Here is a 22,887-nt window from a genome sequence, read left to right as displayed (position 1 = left end):
AAGCATCATTTCCTATTGGCCTGAAGCCTTAACTCTTAATGTTTTAACTTCATTATTGCTGCAAAGCAACGCTGCTATAAACATGATATTCGCCCGGTTGCAAGGTCATGGAATATGGCAATGATGTTACATTTATGCTGGTTTTGGTAATATTGTCATACCATGTTCCGGTTGATGGGAAGCTGATACTGGCTGATTGCGGCATCACATCAAAATTACCAACTACTTCCACATTGGCGCTGGCATCTTTTAACTGGATAGTTTTAACAGCACCCGCAAGATCATAAGTAGAATTTGTTGACGCAAATACAGCATTCTTCTCTTTCATTTTAATCATTTTGGCGTAAATGCCATATAAATGCCGTCTATTAGGATCTGTATTATAATTCCAGTAGATGGGCTTATTGCTGGTACGGCCGCCCTGATCGATACTTACATCGTAACCAAGTTCACCAAACTGCCAGAGCATTTTAGGGCCCGGAACCGAGAACAGGAATGCCGCTGCCATTTCTTCGCGGGCCAGGCCTGTGTTTCTATCTTTTACATTATAGCCGTTATAACTGTTACCGTAGCTTTCGTTTTTAAACTGCAGGCGTTCTTCGTCATGGCTTTCAAAGTAGCTTACCAGGTTATAAGGCTGCGTAAACGTGTGTTGATCATAAAACAGGCCCTGGAAATTGGAATTGGTTAACCAGCCCATGGTGGCTTCGTTGGCATTATAGTTCAGGTTATTCCAAAGCATCATGCCTTCGCCGGCCAGTTCTTTCTCTTCCTGGTTGGCAGCAAAGTGCTCCAGTATAACGTAGAAATTATTATTGTCGATACTTTTAATGTAATTGTTATAATCTTTCCAGATAGCTACACGGCTGGCGTCATATTGCCCCCACGGACCTACAGCAGCATCAGAAGTGCCATAATTAACCTGCGTAAAACCTTTGGAAAGGTCAAAGCGGAAACCGTCGATCTTATACTCCGTCATCCAGAATTTGAGTACGTTCTTCACAAAATATTTGGTATCGGCACTTTCGTGGTTAAACTGGTAGCCAACATTATAGGGATGCGTAGGGTCAACATTATACCAGGGGTTATTAGCCGCAGGTTTACCGGCTGCCGTATTGAAATACATTTGCACCATAGGCGATTGGCCAAACGAATGGTTAAGCACAATATCCTGAATTACCGCTATTCCGCGCGAATGGCACTCATCAATAAAAGCTTTCAGGGCATTTTTAGTACCGTAGTACTTGTCAGGCGCAAAATAAAAAGATGGGTTATAACCCCATGAAAGGTTTCCTTCAAATTCATTAATTGGCATTAACTCAACGGCGTTAACACCCAAATTTGATAGATATTTTAAAGTATCGGTAAGGGTTTGATAGTTATGGGCATCAATAAAATCCCGTACTAATAGCTCGTAAACAACCAGGTTCTTTTTGTCGGGACGGGTAAAGCTCGTGTTTTTCCAGCTGTATGCAGGCTGATTGGCCTGAAACACACTTACATTACCGGTAGTTTTTCCGGTTGGGTATTTTTTTAGATTAGGATAGGTATCTGCTGAGATGTATGAATCATTATCCGGATCAAGCACCTTTTCGGTATATGGGTCGGCCACTTTTAATGATTTATCAATATAAAACTGGTAGCCATACTCGGTAGATGGGTCGATATTATCGATCTGCACCCACCAGCGTTTACCGTCAGGCGTGTTGTTCATAACGGCTTTGGTATCATTAGTGTCCCAACCGTTAAAATCGCCTATTACTGATACCGATTTTTTGCCGGGGGCATACAGGTTAAAAATAACCGATTTACCCGAGTTGATAAAGGTAACACCATCCTTAGCCCCTGCCGGTAATGCCTTTCCGGTACTCACCGTTGTATCACCGGGAACGTTCCCGGTATTGCCCGGCAAAACGTCTTTCTTCTTGCATGAAGTAAAACCGGCCAATAAAAGTCCGGCAAGTAATAAGTAAACATTCTTGATTGTCATTTCTCGTTATAATTGGTTTTTGTACCGAAGCAATGTGTAGCCTACTGGTTTTCAGGCCACATCGTATCAGCATCGCAATATCAGTAAAATAATTGGTAAAATTATCTTTCGTTAAAATTATGCATTTATCATTCAGGGATAACAAACAGCGATGCGATAATGCCCTTAAGTAGTTGTTTGCCCCCGGCACACCTAAGCTTTGTTTATTTTTACCTACAAAGCTGTTCCCCTTGGGGGAAGCCATCATTAAAGCCCTACATCTTCCTTAATCTTGAGTGAACGTAAAGGCTTCATGTAGAGACGCATCACATGCGTCTCCCGAATGCTTTTCCTGCTTAAAGACACATGTGATGCGTCTCTACATTTTAGGCGGCATTGCTAATCAACCAACTCGCTCACAATTTTTGCCGATAACAAACAAAGCGGGATCCCGCCTCCCGGGTGCACACTTCCACCGCAAAAGTATAGGCCTTTTACCTTCGACGATCTGTTAGCGTGCCTTAAAAAAGCAGCGAACTGATTGTTTGAACTCGTGCCATAAAGCGAACCCTGGTATGAAGAAGTACGGCTTTCGATGCTTCGCGGATCAAGGACGCTTTCATTAGCTATAAATTTGCTGATGTCTTTATTTAACAATCGACTTAACTTACTTAAGATATTTTCCCGTGCGCAGGCTATAAGGCTATCCCAGTCCTGCCCGGTATTGGCAGGTACATTTATCATTACAAACCAGTTTTCGCAGCCCTCGGGCGCATCATTGGCTTTATATTTTGAGCTGATATTGAGGTAAACCGTAGGGTCATTGCAGATATCTTTTTGTCGCCAGATATGATCAAACTCGGCCTCGTAATCGGCACCGAAAAAGATGTTATGCAGGTCGAGCTCTTTAAATTGCTGCTTTATTCCCCAGTAAAATATTAGCGCCGAACTGCTCCGCTCCTGGCTCAATATTCTTTTAGGCTGAAGTTTTGGATGGTACCTTAACAATTTATGATAGGTAAACCAGATGTCCATGTTGGATACCACCATCTCCCCTTCAATGATCCGCTCATCTACCCGGACTCCTTTTACTGTTTTTCCATCTAAAACAATTTCTGTTACCGAACTATTGTAATGAAATTTCACCCCTAATGATTCCGCCAGTTTTACCAGGCCCGAAGTTATACTATACATTCCCCCTTCAGGAAAATAAGCACCGAAGTGTTGCTCCAAATGCGGGATTACGTTTAATGTTGCCGGGGCATGATAAGGGTTGGAGCCGTTATAGGTTGCATACCTGTCAAAAAACTGCACAATGCGTTTATCCTTAAAAAAACTTTGGTTAGCCCTGTGCATGCTACGGAAAGCATCTATTTTCCCAAACCTGAATACCGACTTAACCGTATCCCAACGCAAATAGGTTTTAAGCCTGTGCAGGGATCGTTCTAAAAAAACGTGATTGGTGATATTGTAGATTCGGCTGCTGTTTTCAAAGTATTGTTTTATGGATGCAGCAGGCTCTCCGGTTTGCGCTTGTACCTCGCTCCCCAACCTATTAATATCAGCATAGGCCGTTAAACGGGTACCCTCTTCATAAAAATATTTACAAACGGGATCCAGCTTTTGGTACCTGAAATAATCAGAAGGTTTTTTATCGGCCAGTTCAAAAAGCTCATCCACATACTGCGGCATCGTAAACAGGCTCGGGCCGGCGTCAAAGCGGTAGCCGTCCTGCTCAAATTGACTGAGCTTACCACCCGGATAACTATTGGCTTCATAAACATCAACCTCATATCCTTTTACCGCCAAACGTATAGCTGCGGCAATTCCGGCTACACCGGCGCCAATAATTAAAGCTTTTTTAGGAAGAGGCATAGCGGTAAAGATAAGCACATTGGCCTTTAGCTATCATACTCAAAATCAAAATCAGTTGCCTATGCGTAACATAATCTTGTCCCGTGCGTCATAGGTGATTTACGCACAAAACATTTTAGCTGCAGGGATGTATATTTGAAAATTAACTATCCTCAACAGCTTGCAAAAAAAGCTAACTTGTTGTTATTAAATATATGACTGATCGAAAACCTCTAAAACAACTCATGCTGTCGTGTGCCCTTACCGCAGCGGCAATGACTACTGCCTACGCGCAGCAAACCCCTCAACCCGAAAACCCGGCTTTAAAAATTTACCGGGCCGTACCAACTAAAATCAACGACCTTATCCACACCAAGCTTGATGTTAGGTTCGATTACAAGAAACGTTACCTGTACGGCAAAGAATGGGTTACTTTAAAACCTCATTTTTACCCAACGGATAGCTTAAGGCTTGATGCTAAAGGCATGGACCTTAAAAACATTTCGGTAGTAAAAAATGGTAAAAACGTTCCGCTAAAATTTACTTACCAGGATAGCCTTTCAGTAGCTATTAAACTGGATAAAATTTACCACAATAACGAAAGCTATACCATTTACATTGATTATACCGCCAAGCCTAATGAACTAAAAGAAAAAGGCAGCGCGGCCATCAACGATGCCAAAGGATTGTACTTTATTAATCCTGACGGTACCGAAAAAGATAAGCCAACACAAATCTGGACTCAGGGCGAAACAGAAAGCTCATCGGCCTGGTTCCCTACTATTGATAAGCCGAGCCAAAAAACTACCGAAGAGATCACCATGACCGTACCGGCAAAGTACGTAACCCTATCAAACGGTAAACTAACCGCTCAAAAAACAAATGCCGATGGTACCCGCACTGATACCTGGAAACAGGATCTGCCACACTCGCCGTACTTGTTTATGATGGCTGTTGGCGATTTCAAGATCTATAAAGACAAATGGAAAGATAAAGAGGTAAGCTATTACCTTGAACCAAGGTACGCTCCTTACGCCAAAGAAATTTTTGGTTTTACCCCGGAAGCTATCGACTTTTATTCGAAAACGCTGGGTGTTGATTTTCCATGGGTTAAATACTCGCAGATTGTGGTTCGCGATTATGTGAGCGGTGCGATGGAAAACACATCAGCTACCCTTCATGGCGATTATGTACAAGCCACTCACCGCGAACTGATTGACGCTAATTATAACAATGGCCGCAGTACCATCGTTCACGAACTTTTCCACCAATGGTTTGGCGATTACGTTACTGCCGAGAGCTGGAGCAACCTTACTGTAAACGAATCCTTCGCCAACTTTAGCGAAACCATTTGGGCTGAGCATAAATACGGTAAAGACGAAGCCGACGCGCACAATTATGCCGATATGCAAAGCTATCTGCGTTCGCCTGGTGCTAATACCAAAAACCTGGTTCGTTTTTACTATGCCGACAAAGAAGATGTTTTCGACGCTGTAACATACCAAAAAGGTGGCCGCATCCTGAACATGCTCCGCAACTATTTAGGCGACGCCGCATTCTATAAAGGCCTTAACATTTATCTAAAAACAAACGCGTTTAAAAACGGCGAAGCACAACAACTGCGTTTAGCGTTTGAAGAAGCCAGCGGTCAGGACCTTAACTGGTATTTTAACCAATGGTATTATGGTGCCGGTCACCCGATATTGAATATCAGCTACAAATGGGATGAGGCTACCAAAATCGAAACCGTGTACCTGAAACAAACTCAGGATGGCCAAACCTTTAAACTGCCAATGGCTATTGATATTTACCAGGGCGGTAAAAAAGTACGCCATAAGGAATGGATGAATGATAAGGTAGATTCTATCAGCTATCAACTGGCCGGCAAACCAGACCTTGTAAATGTTGACGCTGATAAGATCCTGCTAACCAAGAAAACCGACACTAAAACCATTGATGAGCTTTCATTCCAGTATTTCAATGCCCCTAACTATCTCGACCGCTTTGAAGCCATAGATGCTGCCGCATCAGATCAAACCCGTCCGCAAGCGCAAAAGATATTGATTGCTGCTTTAAAGGATAAATACTATGGTCTGCGTGTTAAAACCATCAGGGCCTTAAACCTAACTAAAGATGATGTGCGTAATGCCGCACAGCCGATATTGATTTCATTGGCACAAACAGATAACAATACCCTGGTAAGAGCAGCTGCTATCACCGCCTTGGGCAAACTGAAAGCAAGCGGCAACATGACCTTGTTCACCCAGGCTATGTCAAGCGAGTCATACGCCGTTCAGGGAGCTGCTTTAAATGCAATCGGGCTGCTTGACCCGGCTAAAGCATTAAGCTTAGCCAAAGGCCTTGAAAAAGACAATAAAGGCGCGTTAACAACCGCTATCACCAACCTGTACACCGCTAGTGGCAATGATGCCGAGTGGCCATTTGTTTACCATGCATTTACAGAAGCAGGCATTCAGGAAAAATTCAACACGCTTAAAAACTTTGCCGATATGACCACTAAAGTCAACAAGCCCGAATATGCACAGCAAGGTATTGAAGAGCTTAAAAATGCAGGTATTAAATTTAAAGTTTACGGCGCCGCCCCTTTTGTAGTTACCCAACTGGAAGGTATAAAAGCTGCACGTACTACCATGAAAGATGATGCATCGGCAAAAGCTGCTGATGATGCCATTAAAGCTATTAATGACGCTAAGTAATAAACTTAGGGATTTAAATTTCTAACAATCGTCTTATTTGTTTAATATAATCTCTAAAAAAGAAAGACCACCCTGTAAAAAGGTGGTCTTTCTTTTTTAATTAAATTTTTCCAGGCCCGGCTTTAAGCTTTTAGCATTCCGACTTCAGCTTCTTAATAGCTTATTTTACCAGCGTACCAATATCTTCTCCTTTGGCAATTTTCATAAAGTTACCTTCTTTGTTCATATCAAATACAATGATAGGCAGCTTGTTTTCCTGGCAAAGGGTAATGGCGGTCATGTCCATTACGTTCAGGCCTTTGTCGTAAACTTCCTGGAAGGAGATCTCGTCGTAACGGGTTGCTGTTGGATCTTTCTCCGGATCGGCAGTGTAGATACCATCAACGCGGGTACCTTTCAATACCACATCGGCTTTAATTTCGATAGCGCGTAATGAAGCGGCAGTATCAGTAGTAAAATAAGGATTACCGGTACCTGCACCAAAGATCACGATCTTGCCCATTTCCAGGTGGTGCATAGCACGACGACGGATATAAGGCTCACAGATCTGCTCCATTTTAATGGCCGATTGCAGACGCGTTTCCACACCAATGCTTTCCAAAGCATTTTGCAGCGCCATACAGTTAATAACGGTTGCAAGCATGCCCATATAATCAGCCTGAGCGCGTTCCATGCCCGATTTTTCGGCACTTAACCCTCTGAAAATATTACCGCCTCCAACAACTACCGCAATCTCAATACCGGCATCATAAACGTTTTTAATGTCATGAGCATACTGCAAAACCTGGTTATTATCAATACCATATTGCCTTGTGCCCATCAGCGATTCGCCCGAAAGTTTCAGTAATATTCTTTTGTATTTCATTTGGTGTGATTTGCTAATAATAGAAATAGATGAAACCTGCTTTTGTTTATATCAAGAATTGATAAAGCTCTGTTCATACGGGAGTAGTTCGCCAAAAATAGCGAATAAATTTACAGTGTTAAAATTTTATGTTGTCTTTGTTAAAAAATCACCCTTCAATATCGTTTCAAGCACTTCAAAATCAGCGTTAAAAACAACAAGGTCGGCATCAAAGCCTTGCTCAATTTTACCCTTCTTTGTTTGTGAGGCCAGCTCAGCAGGATATAATGATGCCATGTTTACAGCCTCCGCGAGGTCTATTCCTACTTTTTTAACGCAGTTTTCAACCGCTTTAAGTATGGTAAGGCATGAACCCGATAAAGTACCATCGGGCATGGTATACCTGTCGCCTCTTAACTCGTGCTGGTAAGCGCCCTCCTTAGTTGAAGTAACCGCATCAGTGATCAGGAAAAGCTTATCGCCCAGCTCGCGCTTGGCTAAACGTACCATTGCAAAATCAACGTGGATACCATCGGCTACAATACTGGTATACGGCCGCTCCTCAAAAATAGCGGGAATATAGCCAGGCTCGCGGTGGTGCATAGATGGCATAGCGTTAAACAAATGTGTAACAGCCTGCACCGGTTTCTTTAAAAATGATTTACCTTCGGCATAAGTAGCATTGCTATGGCCTGATGATATGATGATGCCCTGCTCGTATAAATAGTCAATCACCTCCTGATCCTGCAGCTCGGGAGCAATGGTAATCATTTTAATAACCCCATCAGCCTTTTCAACCCATCCTTTAACTTCGGCAAGCGTGGCTTTTTTAATGAACTTTTCTGGATGGGCACCTTTTTTGGCAGGATTTAAATATGGCCCTTCCAAATGCAATCCCCAGAAAGCACCTTTACTTTTTTCACGATAAACCTTGGCCGCTTCAATACCGGTTTCTACAATATCATTGGTATTGGTACCGATAGTAGCGAATACCCCAATGGTTCCCTGGTTCAGCAGATCATTTTCTAATTGCTCCAACGCCTCAACGGTTGGTGTACCCGCAAAAAGTTTACCTCCGCTACCGTAGATCTGCAAATCGATAAATCCGGGGGCAAGATATGCGCCGTTCAGGTCCTTCTTTGCAACATCCGTTGGGATAGCGCTTTCGTCAATAATATCGGTGATAGTACCGTTTGAGATTAAAACGGCTTTACTTTCGGCGATGGTGCCGGTTGAAATGAGTTTAAGGTTGTGGAGGGCTGTTATCATGTTCAGTATAAATTCTACGTCAGGTTAAAAACGGATGTCATGCTGAGCTCGTCGAAGCATGGTGGGTGGGCCCATACGCGCGAGTCTTCGACAGGCTCAGACTGACAGCCCCCTCTTCGTCGCTTCGTCGTCCCTCCTCGCAATGACATGGTTTTAGAGGTGTTACGAAACATTATTGCAAAAAAAATCCCCCGATTTTCATCGGGGGATAATATAATTAAGCTCCTAAAGCTACTCGCTTAAAGGCGGTTACTGTAAGGCCTTTTTCAACCGAGTCAAGGAACTGTGAAATGCTCTTAGATGAGTCTTTCACAAACTCCTGGTTTAACAGGGTTGAGTCTTTGTAGAATTTGTTCAGTTTACCGGCAGCAATTTTTTCAACCATTGCTTCTGGTTTACCTTCTGCACGGATCTGCTCTTTAGCAATTTCAAGCTCGCGCTCAATTACTGAAGCGTCAACACCGTCTTTATCCAAAGCGATAGGGTTCATAGCAGCAATTTGCATTGCTACGTCTTTACCTGCCTCTTCGGCACCTTCGCCATTAGCGCTCAAAGCTACCAATACACCTAAACGGAAGTTACCGTGGATGTAAGCAACAACTTTTTCGCCTGTAACGATCTCATATTTAGATACACCAATTTTTTCGCCGATTTTACCGGTTTTTTCGATGATAGCATCACCAATTTTTACGCGGGTAGTTTCAACGTCAATTTCAAGAGCGTAAAGTTCTTCAATTGAAGCTGGTGTAGCCTCAACAGCTTTGTTAGCAATTTCGTTAGCAAAAGCGATGAACTCAGCGTTTTTAGCTACGAAGTCAGTTTCGCAGTTAAGCTCGATGATAACGCCGGTTTTAAAATCAGCCGAAGTACGCGCAATAACAACACCTTCGTTTGATTCCCTGTCCTGACGGCTTGCTGCAACTTTAGCACCTTTTTTCCTTAAAAAATCGATAGCTGCTTCAAAATCACCGTTAGTTTCGGTTAATGCTTTTTTGCAATCCATCATACCGGCACCGGTTTGCTGGCGCAGTTTGTTTACGTCGGCTGCAGAAATTTGTACTGTAGACATGTTTTTTTGAGTTTTAAGATTTTTTATATCGGGTTACAAGTTACCGCTATGGTGTTATGCTACTGTAACCCGCAACTATTTTTAATATTAAAAATCTCCCACCCCTTGCTGAGGTGAGAGAATTAATATAATTTTTTGTTGTACCCTAAGGGTTTTAACAAGGAAGATTATTCTTCTGTTTCAGCAGCTGGAGCTTCAGTTTCACCTTCAGCAGCTACTTCAGCAACTTTGCGAGTTCTTTTGCCGCCTTCGTTAGCTTCAGGAGCATCAGCTTTAGCTTTTGCAGCTACTGCTTCTTTTTCAGCTTCGTCTTCTTTCTCGCGTTTGCGCTCATCTAAACCTTCTTCGATAGCTTTGATGATGATGCTGGTGATCAATGAAATTGATTTAGTAGCATCGTCATTCGCAGGGATCGGGAAGTCGATGTTTGAAGGATCAGAGTTGGTATCAACCATAGCAAATGTAGGGATGTTCAACTTTAATGCTTCTGAAACCGCGATGTGCTCTTTCTTAACGTCGATCAGGAATAAAGCAGCCGGTAAACGGTTCAAATCAGAGATACCACCTAAAAGGGTTTCTAATTTGATACGCTCACGCTGAATCATCAGACGCTCTTTTTTAGAAAGGTTGCTGTAAGTACCGTCTTTAGTCAATTTATCGATGTTTGACATCTTTTTGATTGACTTACGTACAGTAGCAAAGTTGGTTAACATACCACCTAACCAACGCTCGGTGATGTATGGCATGTTTACGCTTTTTGCGTAATCAGCAACGATATCTTTCGCTTGTTTCTTTGTAGCTACGAATAATACCTTACGGCCTGATTTTACAATTTGTTTTATAGCTGCAGCAGCTTCTTCAACCTTGGTTAAGGTTTTATTTAAATCGATAATGTGGATACCGTTACGCTCCATGAAAATGTACTGTGACATTTTCGGATCCCATTTGCGGGTAAGGTGACCAAAGTGTACACCAGCGTCCAGTAAATCCTGATAAGTTGTTCTTGCCATTTTGTTGTCCTCCTGTGATTAACGTTTACTGAATTGGAATCTCTTACGTGCTTTCCTGCGACCTGGTTTTTTACGCTCAACCATACGGTCATCGCGGGTCATTAAGCCTTTAGCACGTAATGCCGGTTTCTTTTCAGCATCAAGTTCAACAATAGCTTTAGCGATAGCTAAACGAACGGCTTCTGCCTGTCCTTTTACACCACCACCTGCAACGTTTGCTTTAACATCGTATTTTCCGGTGCTACCAGAAACCTCAGTGCTCTGAGTTACGATATATTGCAATGGCAAAGTAGGGAAATACTCTTTGTAATCTTTACCGTTAACGATGATCGCGCCATTTCCTTCTGTAAGGTAGATGCGGGCAACGGCTGTTTTTCTTCTGCCTGAAGTGTTAGTTGTTGGCATTTTTTTTCTCCTTAAAAATTAAAAATTAAATGGCTTTTGGGTTTTGCGCAGCATGAGGATGCTCAGCACCTGCATATACATGCAAATTGCCGAATAATGCTTTACCCAAACGATTTTTAGGTAACATACCACGTACCGCTTTCTCGATGATGCGGGTTGGATGTTTCGCCAATAACTCCTTAGGAGAAATAAAACGCTGACCACCTGGATATCCAGTGTAACGAACATAAACTTTGTCGCTTAGTTTGTTGCCGGTCAGTTTTACCTTGTCTGCGTTGATAACGATCACATTATCACCACAGTCTACGTTTGGGGTGAAATCAGGCTTGGTTTTACCACGAATGATCATTGCGATCTTCGTAGACAAGCGCCCCAAAATCTCGCCTTCGGCGTCAACAACAACCCATTGTTTGTTAACGGTTTTTTTGTTGGCTGAGACAGTTTTGTAACTTAACGTATTCACTTGCTTTAAATTAAATTGTTTAAACGTTTATTATACCCCGTATTTTCGGGACTGCAAAGATAGGGTTAATTACTTTATTAGCAAATAGTTTTTAAGGAAATTTTACTATACTTTAAAAGCAATTTCTTTTCGGGCTTTTTCGGGGATAGGCTTATAAATCAATAATTAAAAACAGCAGATGCTTTTATACGGCTCAATCATCCGTAACTAACGTTACCCGAGCATATTTATAAGTATACTTTTGTAGCTTGCTTAACTGATCCTGAGGTACAGCTATCTTACACGCTTTCAGTTTTTTTGTTTTTTTGATTCCAGTCCAGTATATATTAGGATTTCCTGAAATTTCTTTCCTCAGTTGCGTATCAAGAATTATAACAGTATCGCCTAATATGGCGTCGCGCTTAAACGACTTGCAAACGTAGACGTCGGCATAGGGAATAGAATCCTCACTTAAATTGTTCGTTATTTTGCATAAATAGGCAGATATAAGGGCTGGCCCCATAGTTGAATCAATAATATTATCATCAGCTTCCACCATTTTAGTAGTGTTTAAAGTCACAAACTTGTTTACTTTCCGGGTATCACAGCCAGCTAAAAGCAACCCGGCGACTAAAATAATTAACAGTGCGACCACTGTACTAACTAAATTATAGTGTTGTTTCATTACCCCGTTTTTACTTAATACCGTACGTCTTCAAAAAGTAACCTTTAATGGTGTTGCCTGTGGCCCGGGCTATCCGTTTATACGCCTGCAGGCATTACGCTTTGGCCGGTATCCACTTCTATCCCTAACACTTTATTAAGGTTATAATAAGCTATGGTTTATTTTGTAATAAGTTTTTTACATTCATATGATATAAATATATTAGCAGGAGCAACTATTAACCCCTAAATAATTGACCCGCGCTGTTTACCGGCTTACCTTAACCTTGCTTGTACTTTTAAGTGCCGGCAAGCTATTTGCCCAAACCCTGGCCGATCCGGTTGATTCGCTACAATCGCAAGTGGATGCCACCGGTATCTTAGCTTCTATATTCAGTGGCAAAAGCAGCAAGCCTTCTGTAACAACTACACAATCACAAAATCGCACCTACTGGTCGGTATTACCATCGGCCGCTTATAACCCAAGTGTGGGCTTCGCTGTCGGTGTGATCTCATCGGGAGGGAAATATTTTGGCGATCCTTCATCTACTACGCTTTCCGTAATTAACGCGGGGTTTTACCTGTCAACCAGCGGGCTCTCTACCTTTGAATTTAAGCAAAATGCATTTTCGGCACAAAACCAATGGAACCTGCAGGGAACCGTACAAATGGGGAAAACTGTTGCCATGGATAACGGCCTCGGCACGGGCCGGCGCAGCTATGGTGAGGGTAGCTTTTTCATGAATGATACCCATTTTGAAAACAATCCCGATGCTTTTCCTATCCGCTACCTGTACATCAAAGCCAACGAGCGGCTCTACCGCAAGCTGGCTAACCATATCTATGTAGGCGCGGGCTTAAGCTTTAATTATTACAGCCATATTGATGACGACCGTAAGGATATCCCTATAAGCCAAACCCACAATTATCGGTATAGCATCCGCAATGGCTTCCCGATTAGCTCATACCAGGCCAATGGCTTGTTGTTCAATTTCCAGTTCAACAACCGCGATCAGCCTAACCGCCCATTCAGGGGGATTTATGCTGATGTTGTTTTGCGTAGCAATCAAACCTGGCTGGGCAGCAACCGCGACGCCATGCAGATAAAGTTCGAATTCAGAAAATACTGGAGCTTATCATCAACCCATCCCGAACATGTTTTTGCAGTCTGGCACTGGTCAAACTATCTGTTAAGCGGGGCCCTACCGTATCTTGAGCTACCCGGTACCGGCAGCGACGCTTACGGACGCATTGGCAGGGCTTTTATTATAGGGCGTTTCAAAGGCATGTCATTCGTATACAATGAGGCTGAATACCGCTTTCCGCTTACATCAAACAAGTTGCTCAGTGGCGTTGCATTTATTAATGCCGAAACGGCCAATAACCAGCAACGCATCAGGCTGTTCAGGCATTGGGAACCCGGTGGCGGCGCAGGCCTGCGACTGTTGTTTAATAAATACACCCGCTCCAATCTGTGTATTGACTATGCCCGCGGCACTTATGGTTCAAGCGGTTTCTTTCTGGGGCTTAACGAAGTCTTTTAACTATAAGCAAACTTTACCAACAACAGCGCTGTTATAAATGGTGTCACTTTTGCACTTATTTTTTTGAACAAGCAATCCACCGTAAAATGCGTACTCCGTTAACCTCACAACTACTTGGCGACCTTATTGAAAAAGGCTACGAATATGTATTAGTTAAAGTAACCGTAAATCAGCAAACAGAAGAAGTTGTTGACATTACCCTTGTACCTGTTAAAGGAAAGCCGGAGCTGAACAATCTGCCTGCAGGCTTTGAAACCTTTTACCGCATAACCCGCGAGCCTATGCAGCTGGTGTGCGGTGTAGACAAAACCAGCATTTTTATTGAATATCAAACGGTTGATGATGCCATAACCGACAAAGATATTTTTGACGATACCTATTTCAGGATGAGCGAAGAGTTTTTTAGGCAGGTGCTGGACAGCCTTGAAGATTACGCGGTGATCACTACCGATAAAAACGGTAATATCAACAGTTGGAATACCGGCGCCCAAAAAGTACTTGGCTACACCGAACAGGAAGCTTTAGGACTTAATGCCCGCATATTTTTCACTATTGAAGATATTGCTTCTGGCAAGCCCGAATTGGAATTAAAAAAAGCATTGAGCATGGGCAGGGCTATTGATGAACGCTACCATGTACGCAAGGACGGATCACGCTTTTGGGGCAGCGGTTTGTTTTTCCCCCTGTTTGATGAAGAACACAATCACCGCGGATTTACCAAAATAATGCGTAATCAGCGCGAGGAGCAGCAAGCCAAAGAGCTTGGCATATAAAACAAAAGAGGCACCCGAATGAGTGCCTCTTTTGTTTTATATTTTTTAAACGGAATTAAGCGTTGTAGCTTACACCGTGGTCTTCTTCAACTTGTGGATTAATGAATGGAGAACCTTTAGTAAAGCAACCTACAATTAAAAGGTAAGCGCCAAAAACTAATTGAGGTAACACCATTTTATCAGAAAACGCGTAAACCCATGGTGAGCAAAATAAAAATGAACCCATAATTACGTCACCAACATTGTGCATAACCATTGGGAATTGTTTAATAAAGCCCATTTCGTTTTTAGCGAAGATAGCCATGATCAGTTGCAACCAGCCAATTATTAAAGGCAGGAACAAAGCAGCGCCACCAACATGCAGTGTACCACCAAAAGTCCATAAGGTTGAGATCATTAACAGGGCTACAACGTAGTTTAAAAATCCGTAAGTTTTGGTTGAGATGAAGCCTTTCATTTTTATAGCTTATTTATAAAGTACCAGTATAAACGATTTATATCAAAATTCTGTGCCAAAGTTAAACATTTGTATGGCTTAAGCACAGTAAATTTTAAAAATTTGAACCCGCAGATAATTAACTGACTACCAGATCACGAAACAACTGAATATGCCAGCTATCCTTAAACGGAACTTCCCATTTAGTTTCCAGCTCGTTTAAATTTTGCACCAGGTTATTGTAAACTATGGTTTCCTTGTTAATACTGCCATCTTTTAGCTTAGCCTCAAAACCATGGCGCGGCAATGATAACACTTCCTCACCTTCGCGATAGGCCAGGTTGAACCTATCAAACAAGTTAATGCCCAAATGCTGTTGCACTTGTTGCATAAAATGCACCGACTTATCTATTGAACAGCCGCTGGCACCTGCCTGGCTTTCATCAACTATCAAAATAAAAAAACGGTTATACCTGACTTCGGCCTTAGCCTTTAACTGGTTGTTATGGGCCGTCCAACCGGTGGTAAACCTATCCAGTTCAGGCTGTATAGCAGACACTTCCTGGTCGGTTAATTTCCTGTCCGACTGATATATCCAAACTCTTGACTGTGGAGAAAAAATCATTTCCAAAAATATCAATTTATTAACTTCAGGTTACATTCTTGCTGTCATGAAAACATCAAATATTCCGGCGATCGGGAAAACCATGCTCATTACATCAATTTTTGCCTTTAGTGCGCTAAATTACGGCTTTAAAGCCGAAATGAGCGAACAGGAATGGCTAAACTGGAGCAATAAATGCCTGAACATCAGTTTTAACCCATCCGGCGAAAACAACCTGAAAAAGTGGGAATTAAACCTCACTGCCGATTATTTTATCCGCCTCCGAAAAACTTATCAACAGGGTAAGCAGGAATATTTTTCGTTTAACCTGCACCGCCTCACCAATATTGACTACACAGCCGGCGATACCACAGGCATACTTAAATTTAACACTCAAACAGACGATATTATTGTGCAAACCTATGAAGATCCCGCAGGCAATATTGACTCTATGGCTACTTCGCTCGGCTTACCGGTGCACAATATGAGCCCGGCCCGGTTTGACAGTCTGAAAAACGCGTTGAATTATTTCAGGATGAAAAGTTTATAAGCCATTAGCCCTTGCCGTGATCTCAGCGATATCCAGCACTTTTATTTCCTGCTCTTTATCCTGATTTTTTAAACCGTCGGTAAGCATGGTCATACAAAACGGGCAAGCGGCAGCCACTACCTGGGCTTTAGCTTCAATAACATCGGCAATACGCTCTATATTGATGTCCTTTTTACCGGGCTCCGGCTCTTTGAACATTTGAGCGCCACCAGCACCACAGCACAAACCGTTTGATTTACAGCGTTTCATTTCTACCAGTTCGGTATCCAGTATGTCAAGCGCCGCGCGAGGGGCTTCATAAACATCATTTCCACGCCCCAAATAACAAGGATCATGATAGGTGATCCGTTTGCCTTTAAAACTTTCTCCACCTTCGGCTTTGAGCTTTCCGTCATTTATGAGTTGCTGGATAAGTTGGGTATGATGAATTACCTCATAATTGCCTCCTAAACCGGGGTATTCATTTTTGATGGTATTAAAACAATGCGGGCAACCTGTAACTATTTTTTTGATATTATAACCATCCAATACCTGGATATTCATCATGGCCTGCATCTGGAACAGAAATTCATTACCGGCACGCTTAGCCGGATCGCCGGTGCAGTTCTCCTCTGTTCCTAAAACAGCATAGCTGATACCTACGTAGTGCAGAATCTTACAAATATCACGGGTGATTTTGCGGGCGCGTTCATCAAAGCTACCTGCACATCCAACCCAAAACAAAATTTCAGGTTCTTTGCCCTGGGCAGCCATTTCGGCCATGGTAGGGATCTTTATTTCGGATTTCGGATTTTCCATTTCGAATTTAAAATTTGAATTTGTAAAGTAAACTGCTAACTAAAAACTGCTAACTGCCTACTGTTCTTCCGTCCAGTTAAACCTGTCGGCCTGACTGTATTTCCATGGAGCGCCGTTGTTTTCCACGTTGCTAAACATATTGTTTAGGCTGGCCGGAGCCTGTGATTCTTCCATCACAATGTAGCGGCGCATTTCGGTTATAATTTCCAGTGGATTGATATTTACCGGGCAAGCCTCTACACAGGCATTGCAACTGGTGCAGGCCCAAAGCTCCTCCCTGCTGATATAATTATCAAGCAATGATTTATCATCCTGGTAATCTTTCCCATGCTTATCGATGTTATTACCAATCTCGGTAATACGGTCGCGCGTATCCATCATAATCTTGCGGGGCGATAGTAATTTGCCGGTAATATTAGCCGGACAAACAGAAGTACATCTGCCGCATTCAGTGCAGGTATAAGCCTCCATGAGGTTTTTCCAGGTAAGGTCGGTTACATCCTTTGCGCCAAACCTTCCCGGTTCACCGGTATTTTCAGGTGCATAAGATGGATCAAGCATAGCTTTAACCTCGTTGGTAACCGAAGCCATATTGGTAAACTTACCCTTAGGGTTCAAGTTTGAATAATACGTATTGGGAAAAGCCAGCAGGATATGGAAATGCTTTGAGTAGGGCAGGTAATTTAAAAAACACAGGATGCCTACAATATGAAACCACCAGCAAACCCGTTCGGCAATTACCAATGCTGAAGCACCATCAGGCAGCAATGGAGCCAACAACGAGCTCACAGGAAAACTTCCGGCGCTAACGTAGTGACCAAAATGTAACAGCTGCAATTTATAATCGGCCGCGTTCATGGTCAGGAAAGCAGTCATGAGCAAGATCTCGGTAATGAGGATATAGTTGGCATCAGATTTTGGCCATTGGGTCATCTCTGTGCCGGTAAACCTTTTCAGATGGATAACATTACGCCTGCAAAGGAAAACAATACATGCAGTAAGCACCAGCACAGCAAGCACCTCAAACGCCCCTATCAGGAAACCATACAACCCGCCAAGCGGATTGGCAAAGATCCGGTGCGAGCCAAAAACACCATCGATCATGATCTCCAGCACTTCGAGGTTGATGATGATAAAACCCGCATAAATAAAAAAATGCATGACAGTGGCTACCGGGCGTTTAACCATCTTGGTTTGCCCCAGGGCTATTTTTGCCATAACCTTCCAGCGTAGGGCCGACTGGTCTTTACGATCTGTATCCTTACCTAACAATATGTTACGACGTATTTTGGCTACATTTTTACTGAACAGGTAAATAGCGGCGCCTAATATGATTATGAATATAATTTGTGCAATCATTATGCATGCATAGTATTAGTTCAAAGTTAATTGAATTGTTCAAAGCACGAAATGTTTTGCGATCAGAAAAAATATTCAAAAATTAAGTCGCTGATTTTCTGAGTAGTTATTTAATAAACGATGGCTTATCTAAACTTTTTTCAAAAAAAAGTTTTCAAACATAAAAAAAAGGCTACATTTGCACTCCCCAATCACGGGAACGGTTTGGTACCATAGCTCAGATGGTAGAGCAAAGGACTGAAAATCCTTGTGTCACTGGTTCGATCCCAGTTGGTACCACAAGTTTAAAAAAGGTCATTTTCGATAAGAAAATGGCCTTTTTTTTTAAAAAAAAAGCGTTTTTTACGTTACTCTTCTATGTTCGTGGATCACTACTATATCCCTCGCCATAACAGCTTCTATATGTTTTTAAACTATCTAAGTGATTTTTGGGCGCATATTTGGCATTAAACCCGCCGATCTGCTCTTTTTAACCAATTTATTGACAGTGTTTTCAATGTAGAGATATATCATATACCCCTCACTCCTTCCCACAAAAAAGCCCCAACCAAAGTTGAGGCTCTCTAAAAACAAGTTACTTATCCTATTTCTCCAACCAAACCCTTGCGTTCACAAATGCTTCCATCCATGGCGACACTTCGTCTTTACGCCCGGTTGGATAGTTAGCCCAGTGCCACTGAAAGAGGGAGCGCTCAATGTGAGGCATCATCACCAGGTGACGGCCGGTCTTGTCGCACATCATGGCAGTGTTGTAGTCTGAACCATTGGGGTTGGCAGGGTAGCTTTCATAAGCGTATTTGGCTACGATGCTGTATTGGTCTTCGGCATATGGTAACTGGAACTGTCCCTCGCCGTGCGAGATCCAAACGCCAAGCGTTGAACCGGCCAGCGTAGACAACATTACCGAATTATTTGGTTGTACGGTTAGCGAAGTAAAGCCGCTTTCGTGTTTATGGCTTTGGTTGTGCAGCATCTTCGGCTTTTCGGCATGGTCAGGGTTGATCATACCCAACTCAATAAATAGCTGGCAACCGTTACAGATACCTACCGACAGCGTATCCTCGCGTTCAAAGAAGTTTTGAAGGGCTACACGGGCCTTTTCGTTATACATGAAGGCACCAGCCCAACCTTTGGCTGATCCCAATACGTCCGAGTTAGAGAAGCCGCCTACGGCTCCGATAAACCGGATATCTTCCAGTGTTTCCCGGCCCGAAATCAGGTCAGTCATGTGGACATCCTTCACGTCGAAACCGGCGAGGTACATAGCATTAGCCAACTCGCGTTCGGAGTTACTACCTTTCTCGCGGATTACGGCTGCTTTTGGTCGTGGCTTGCCTGCATTTATAACCGGTTTCTTTCCGGTAAAGCCTGCCGGGAATTTATATTTTAAAACATGGTTCTTGTAATTTTCAAAACGCTCCCTGGCTTTCACCGCACCGCTTTGTTTCTGATCCAGCAGGTAAGATGTTTTAGTCCACACATCCCTTAGGTGATCAATATCAAACGACCAGCTACCGTTAGCGTTTTTCACAGTCAGCATAGCTGCCGTTTCAACAGTACCAATCTTGCAGAAAGCAACACCATTGCGTTCCAGCACCGCTTCTGCTGCCGCGTCAGCCTGGAAAACAATTCCGATGTTTTCAGCAAACAGCGTTTCGATGATATCCTGGTTACCTAATGCGGAAAGGTCGATTGTTGCACCTAAATCACGGTCGGCAAAGCAGAGTTCTAACAGGGTAGTGATCAAGCCACCGCTGCCGATATCGTGGCCGGCCTGGATATGGCCTGCTTTGATCAGTTGCTGCAGGGTGTTAAACGTATTTTTGAAAGCCCCGGCGTCTAATACGTCCGGTGTTTCGGAACCTATTTTATTTAAAATTTGAGCAAATGATGAACCACCGAGTTTATAAGTATCGCCTGATAGGTTGATATAATAGATCGCGCCCCCGTCTTTTTGCAGCACAGGCTCTATCACCCCGGCAATATCGTCACAATGCCCGGCTGCCGAAATAATCACAGTACCAGGCGCAATCACCTCGCCATCCTGATACTTTTGCTTCATGGAAAGCGAGTCCTTCCCTGTTGGGATATTGATACCCAGTTCAATTGCAAAATCAGAGCAGGCCTTTACAGCAGAATATAAACGGGCATCTTCTCCCGCATTTTTACAAGCCCACATCCAATTGGCCGAAAGCGATACGCTCTGCAAGCCATCCTTCAAGGGTGCCCAAACAATATTAGAAAGCGATTCAGCAATGGCATTACGACTCCCGGACGCCGGATCAATCAATGCAGAAAGTGGCGAATGGCCGATTGAAGTAGCAATACCATCCTTGCCCTGAAAATCCAGCGCCATTACACCGCAATTATTCAGCGGCAATTGTAGCGGGCCGGCACATTGCTGTTTCGCCACGCGGCCACCTACGCAGCGGTCTACCTTGTTGACCAACCAGTCTTTAGACGCTACTGCTTCCAGTTGCAGTACCTGCATAAGGTAAACCTGCAATTGAGATACGTCATAGGTTACCGGGCTATACTTCCGTTCAATTGTTTTATCCTGCATCACCACTTTTGGCGAACTGCCAAACATATCATCCATGTCAAGGTCCATTGGCTTAACACCCGTAGTGGCTGATTCAAAGGTAAAATGATGGTCGCCGGTCACTTCGCCCACCGTATACATCGGAGAGCGTTCGCGGTCAGCAATCTTTTGCAGGATCTCTATGTTTTCCTGCCCGATCACCAGCCCCATACGTTCCTGAGATTCGTTTCCGATAATTTCTTTCGCTGAAAGGGTTGGGTCGCCAACAGGCAGTTTATCCAGGTCGATCTTGCCTCCGGTTTCCTCTACCAGCTCCGAAAGGCAGTTTAAATGCCCCCCCGCACCATGATCGTGGATAGAAACAATTGAATTGACATCACTTTCCACCATCCCACGAACCGCATTTGATACGCGTTTCTGCATTTCCGGGTTTGAGCGCTGGATAGCATTCAGCTCGATTCCCGAACCTAAAGCGCCAGTGTCTGCTGAAGAAACGGCTGCTCCGCCCATGCCGATCCGGTAATTATCGCCACCCAAAATCACCACTTTATCGCTTACCTGTGGGCTGTGTTTTTTGGCTTGCGACAGCTTGCCGTAGCCTATACCGCCTGCCTGCATAATTACCTTATCATAACCCAGGATGCGTGACTCTTCCTCATGCTCGAAAGTGAGCAGCGAACCCGTGATCAACGGTTGACCGAACTTGTTACCAAAATCCGATGCTCCGTTCGAAGCTTTAATTAAAATATCAACCGGCGATTGATAAAGCCATTTACGTTCGGCAACGCCATTTTCCCAGGGGCGGTCTGCTGCTAAGCGCGAAAGCGCTGTCATGTATACTGCTGTACCGGCCAACGGAATAGAACCCTGGCCTCCGGCCATCCTGTCCCTGATCTCACCACCCGATCCTGTAGCTGCACCGTTAAAAGGCTCAACAGTGGTAGGGAAGTTATGGGTTTCGGCTTTCAGGGAAATTACCGATTCAAAATCTTTGATCTCGTAGAATTCGGGTACATCGGGACGTTTTGGCGCGAATTGCTGAACTACGGGCCCCTTTAAAAAGGCTACGTTATCTTTATAAGCCGAGACAATTCCGTTCGGGTGAGCTTCGGACGTTTTGCGAATTAGCTTAAACAACGAAACAGGTTGCTCCTGTCCATCAATCACAAAAGTGCCATTAAAAATTTTATGGCGGCAGTGCTCCGAATTTACTTGAGAAAAGCCAAATACTTCAGAGTCGGTCAACTTACGACCTAACTTTTCAGAAAGACCGTTTAAGTATTGAATCTCTTCGTCACTTAAAGAGAGTCCCTCCTGCTTGTTATATTGGGCGATGTCCGCAATTTCCAGGATTGCTTCCGGTTTAATGTTAATAGTGAAGATCGCCTGATTAAGCGCTGCATATTTTTGAAACAGCATCGGGTCAAAAGCCGAAAAATCAGGATCAACCGCTGCAAATTCCTCGATGCGGATAACGCCTTCAATGCCCATATTCTGCGTAATTTCAACCGCGTTGGTGCTCCACGGGGTAACCATCGCTGCTCTGGGGCCAATAAAAAAACCGGTCACAATTGTGTCCCGGTTTAATTCCGCGCCTGCAAAAAGCCAGCTTAGTTTTGAAATATCTGTCGGTTGGAGCGTTTGACTATGTTGTACGGCGAACACCGTATTCGCTTTATTAAAGAAAAAGTAAATCATAACCTCGTTTCAAGGCGCAAAGTTAGCTTTTTTTTTAAAAACAGCCAACATTAGCGGAGAACCGCTTCGGATTACAGCTATAATAATTACTCAAAAAGATCAGCCGAAGTTAAGAGCAAGCATCGATCAGCTAACACAGTCCATTTTGACTATCTCTAAAGAGTTCGATAAAAAATATTGTCCTACTAATGATTAATGATATTATGTTCCTAAATTATTTTTCGAATCGTTCTTCAGGAGTCCGATCAATCACTGAAAGAAAATAAAAGCTATAATGCGCGGTCTATTCGCTTAGTTGTAATAAATTCATTTATTACTGCACATTCTCCAATCTATTAAGC

18 protein-coding genes and 1 tRNA gene are annotated in these 22,887 nt (G+C 43.3%); 5 read left to right on the top strand and 14 right to left on the bottom strand.

Annotated elements, in window-relative coordinates; translation table 11 throughout:
• Nucleotides 1-52 precede the first annotated feature (52 nt).
• Complete coding sequence (locus tag DUL71_RS22825) at nt 53-1,990, bottom strand: alpha-amylase family glycosyl hydrolase (RefSeq protein WP_114940192.1); 1,938 nt, start codon at nt 1,988-1,990, stop codon at nt 53-55.
• A 378-nt stretch (nt 1,991-2,368) separates the two neighbouring features.
• A complete protein-coding gene (crtD, locus tag DUL71_RS22820; RefSeq protein ID WP_114940191.1) occupies nt 2,369-3,844 on the bottom strand; it encodes a 1-hydroxycarotenoid 3,4-desaturase CrtD in 1,476 nt (491 codons plus the stop codon).
• Between the two features lie 194 nt (nt 3,845-4,038).
• On the opposite strand from crtD, the gene DUL71_RS22815 reads away from it, so the two are divergent.
• Complete coding sequence (locus DUL71_RS22815) at nt 4,039-6,540, top strand: M1 family aminopeptidase (RefSeq protein WP_244228821.1); 2,502 nt, start codon at nt 4,039-4,041, stop codon at nt 6,538-6,540.
• A gap of 160 nt (nt 6,541-6,700) precedes the next feature.
• On the opposite strand, the gene pyrH is transcribed toward DUL71_RS22815, so the two are convergent.
• The 7 genes from pyrH to DUL71_RS22780 form a co-directional block, all read right to left on the bottom strand.
• Nucleotides 6,701-7,405, bottom strand: coding sequence for a UMP kinase (gene pyrH / locus DUL71_RS22810; protein WP_112573245.1), 705 nt, complete (start codon nt 7,403-7,405; stop codon nt 6,701-6,703).
• A 126-nt stretch (nt 7,406-7,531) separates the two neighbouring features.
• Nucleotides 7,532-8,653: an N-acetylglucosamine-6-phosphate deacetylase gene (gene nagA, locus DUL71_RS22805; protein WP_114940189.1), complete on the bottom strand. Its 1,122-nt coding sequence runs from the start codon at nt 8,651-8,653 to the stop codon at nt 7,532-7,534.
• Between the two features lie 217 nt (nt 8,654-8,870).
• A complete protein-coding gene (gene tsf / locus DUL71_RS22800; RefSeq protein ID WP_114940188.1) occupies nt 8,871-9,722 on the bottom strand; it encodes a translation elongation factor Ts in 852 nt (283 codons plus the stop codon).
• Between the two features lie 167 nt (nt 9,723-9,889).
• On the bottom strand, nt 9,890-10,732 hold the full coding sequence (gene rpsB, locus DUL71_RS22795) for a 30S ribosomal protein S2 (protein ID WP_112573239.1): 843 nt from the start codon (nt 10,730-10,732) through the stop codon (nt 9,890-9,892).
• 18 nt (nt 10,733-10,750) lie between these two features.
• Nucleotides 10,751-11,137: a 30S ribosomal protein S9 gene (rpsI, locus tag DUL71_RS22790; RefSeq protein WP_090529485.1), complete on the bottom strand. Its 387-nt coding sequence runs from the start codon at nt 11,135-11,137 to the stop codon at nt 10,751-10,753.
• Nucleotides 11,138-11,162: 25 nt separating this feature from the next.
• Nucleotides 11,163-11,600 carry a 50S ribosomal protein L13 gene (gene rplM, locus DUL71_RS22785; RefSeq protein WP_091220406.1) on the bottom strand — a complete coding sequence of 146 codons (438 nt, stop codon included), beginning with the start codon at nt 11,598-11,600 and terminating at the stop codon, nt 11,163-11,165.
• A 193-nt stretch (nt 11,601-11,793) separates the two neighbouring features.
• Nucleotides 11,794-12,264 (bottom strand): hypothetical protein, encoded by a 471-nt coding sequence (locus DUL71_RS22780; protein WP_114940187.1) that lies wholly within the window; start codon nt 12,262-12,264, stop codon nt 11,794-11,796.
• 232 nt (nt 12,265-12,496) lie between these two features.
• Here DUL71_RS22780 and DUL71_RS22775 point away from each other — a divergent pair, with 232 nt between their 5' ends.
• Both DUL71_RS22775 and DUL71_RS22770 read left to right on the top strand, forming a co-directional pair.
• Nucleotides 12,497-13,786 (top strand): BamA/TamA family outer membrane protein, encoded by a 1,290-nt coding sequence (locus tag DUL71_RS22775; protein ID WP_114940186.1) that lies wholly within the window; start codon nt 12,497-12,499, stop codon nt 13,784-13,786.
• Between the two features lie 86 nt (nt 13,787-13,872).
• Nucleotides 13,873-14,559, top strand: coding sequence for a PAS domain-containing protein (locus DUL71_RS22770; protein WP_114940185.1), 687 nt, complete (start codon nt 13,873-13,875; stop codon nt 14,557-14,559).
• A 55-nt stretch (nt 14,560-14,614) separates the two neighbouring features.
• Here DUL71_RS22770 and DUL71_RS22765 read toward each other — a convergent pair whose 3' ends face one another.
• Nucleotides 14,615-15,016 (bottom strand): SPW repeat domain-containing protein, encoded by a 402-nt coding sequence (locus tag DUL71_RS22765; RefSeq protein ID WP_091165187.1) that lies wholly within the window; start codon nt 15,014-15,016, stop codon nt 14,615-14,617.
• Nucleotides 15,017-15,134: 118 nt separating this feature from the next.
• Nucleotides 15,135-15,620 carry an ABC transporter ATPase gene (locus tag DUL71_RS22760; protein WP_114940184.1) on the bottom strand — a complete coding sequence of 162 codons (486 nt, stop codon included), beginning with the start codon at nt 15,618-15,620 and terminating at the stop codon, nt 15,135-15,137.
• A gap of 46 nt (nt 15,621-15,666) precedes the next feature.
• Between DUL71_RS22760 and DUL71_RS22755 the strand changes: the two genes are divergently transcribed.
• Nucleotides 15,667-16,149 (top strand): hypothetical protein, encoded by a 483-nt coding sequence (locus DUL71_RS22755; RefSeq protein ID WP_114940183.1) that lies wholly within the window; start codon nt 15,667-15,669, stop codon nt 16,147-16,149.
• On the opposite strand, the gene DUL71_RS22750 is transcribed toward DUL71_RS22755, so the two are convergent.
• Nucleotides 16,144-16,947 carry a (Fe-S)-binding protein gene (locus tag DUL71_RS22750; RefSeq protein WP_114940182.1) on the bottom strand — a complete coding sequence of 268 codons (804 nt, stop codon included), beginning with the start codon at nt 16,945-16,947 and terminating at the stop codon, nt 16,144-16,146. The genes DUL71_RS22755 and DUL71_RS22750 overlap by 6 nt on opposite strands.
• A 57-nt stretch (nt 16,948-17,004) precedes the next feature.
• Entirely contained in the window at nt 17,005-18,306 is a 1,302-nt protein-coding gene (locus DUL71_RS22745; RefSeq protein ID WP_114940181.1) for a 4Fe-4S dicluster domain-containing protein, read from the bottom strand.
• Between the two features lie 206 nt (nt 18,307-18,512).
• On the opposite strand from DUL71_RS22745, the gene DUL71_RS22740 reads away from it, so the two are divergent.
• Nucleotides 18,513-18,585: transfer RNA gene (locus tag DUL71_RS22740), tRNA-Phe, on the top strand.
• A 304-nt stretch (nt 18,586-18,889) separates the two neighbouring features.
• Here DUL71_RS22740 and purL read toward each other — a convergent pair.
• A complete protein-coding gene (gene purL, locus DUL71_RS22735; protein ID WP_114940180.1) occupies nt 18,890-22,546 on the bottom strand; it encodes a phosphoribosylformylglycinamidine synthase in 3,657 nt (1,218 codons plus the stop codon).
• Nucleotides 22,547-22,887: the final 341 nt, after the last annotated feature.

It is taken from the genome of Mucilaginibacter endophyticus (assembly GCF_003351025.1).
GTDB lineage: Bacteria > Bacteroidota > Bacteroidia > Sphingobacteriales > Sphingobacteriaceae > Mucilaginibacter > Mucilaginibacter endophyticus.
Note: the sequence above shows the minus strand (reverse complement) of the source record. Positions and strands in the feature narration are given on the sequence as shown.

What these genes read in the sequence shown, in the direction of transcription:
- DUL71_RS22825 (WP_114940192.1), bottom strand. Translation starts at nt 1,990, where the DNA reads ATGACAATCAAGAATGTTTACTTATTACTTGCCGGACTTTTATTGGCC.
- crtD (WP_114940191.1), bottom strand. Translation starts at nt 3,844, where the DNA reads ATGCCTCTTCCTAAAAAAGCTTTAATTATTGGCGCCGGTGTAGCCGGA.
- DUL71_RS22815 (WP_244228821.1), top strand. Translation starts at nt 4,039, where the DNA reads ATGACTGATCGAAAACCTCTAAAACAACTCATGCTGTCGTGTGCCCTT.
- pyrH (WP_112573245.1), bottom strand. Translation starts at nt 7,405, where the DNA reads ATGAAATACAAAAGAATATTACTGAAACTTTCGGGCGAATCGCTGATG.
- nagA (WP_114940189.1), bottom strand. Translation starts at nt 8,653, where the DNA reads ATGATAACAGCCCTCCACAACCTTAAACTCATTTCAACCGGCACCATC.
- tsf (WP_114940188.1), bottom strand. Translation starts at nt 9,722, where the DNA reads ATGTCTACAGTACAAATTTCTGCAGCCGACGTAAACAAACTGCGCCAG.
- rpsB (WP_112573239.1), bottom strand. Translation starts at nt 10,732, where the DNA reads ATGGCAAGAACAACTTATCAGGATTTACTGGACGCTGGTGTACACTTT.
- rpsI (WP_090529485.1), bottom strand. Translation starts at nt 11,137, where the DNA reads ATGCCAACAACTAACACTTCAGGCAGAAGAAAAACAGCCGTTGCCCGC.
- DUL71_RS22780 (WP_114940187.1), bottom strand. Translation starts at nt 12,264, where the DNA reads ATGAAACAACACTATAATTTAGTTAGTACAGTGGTCGCACTGTTAATT.
- DUL71_RS22770 (WP_114940185.1), top strand. Translation starts at nt 13,873, where the DNA reads ATGCGTACTCCGTTAACCTCACAACTACTTGGCGACCTTATTGAAAAA.
- DUL71_RS22765 (WP_091165187.1), bottom strand. Translation starts at nt 15,016, where the DNA reads ATGAAAGGCTTCATCTCAACCAAAACTTACGGATTTTTAAACTACGTT.
- DUL71_RS22760 (WP_114940184.1), bottom strand. Translation starts at nt 15,620, where the DNA reads ATGATTTTTTCTCCACAGTCAAGAGTTTGGATATATCAGTCGGACAGG.
- DUL71_RS22755 (WP_114940183.1), top strand. Translation starts at nt 15,667, where the DNA reads ATGAAAACATCAAATATTCCGGCGATCGGGAAAACCATGCTCATTACA.
- DUL71_RS22750 (WP_114940182.1), bottom strand. Translation starts at nt 16,947, where the DNA reads ATGGAAAATCCGAAATCCGAAATAAAGATCCCTACCATGGCCGAAATG.
- DUL71_RS22745 (WP_114940181.1), bottom strand. Translation starts at nt 18,306, where the DNA reads ATGATTGCACAAATTATATTCATAATCATATTAGGCGCCGCTATTTAC.
- purL (WP_114940180.1), bottom strand. Translation starts at nt 22,546, where the DNA reads ATGATTTACTTTTTCTTTAATAAAGCGAATACGGTGTTCGCCGTACAA.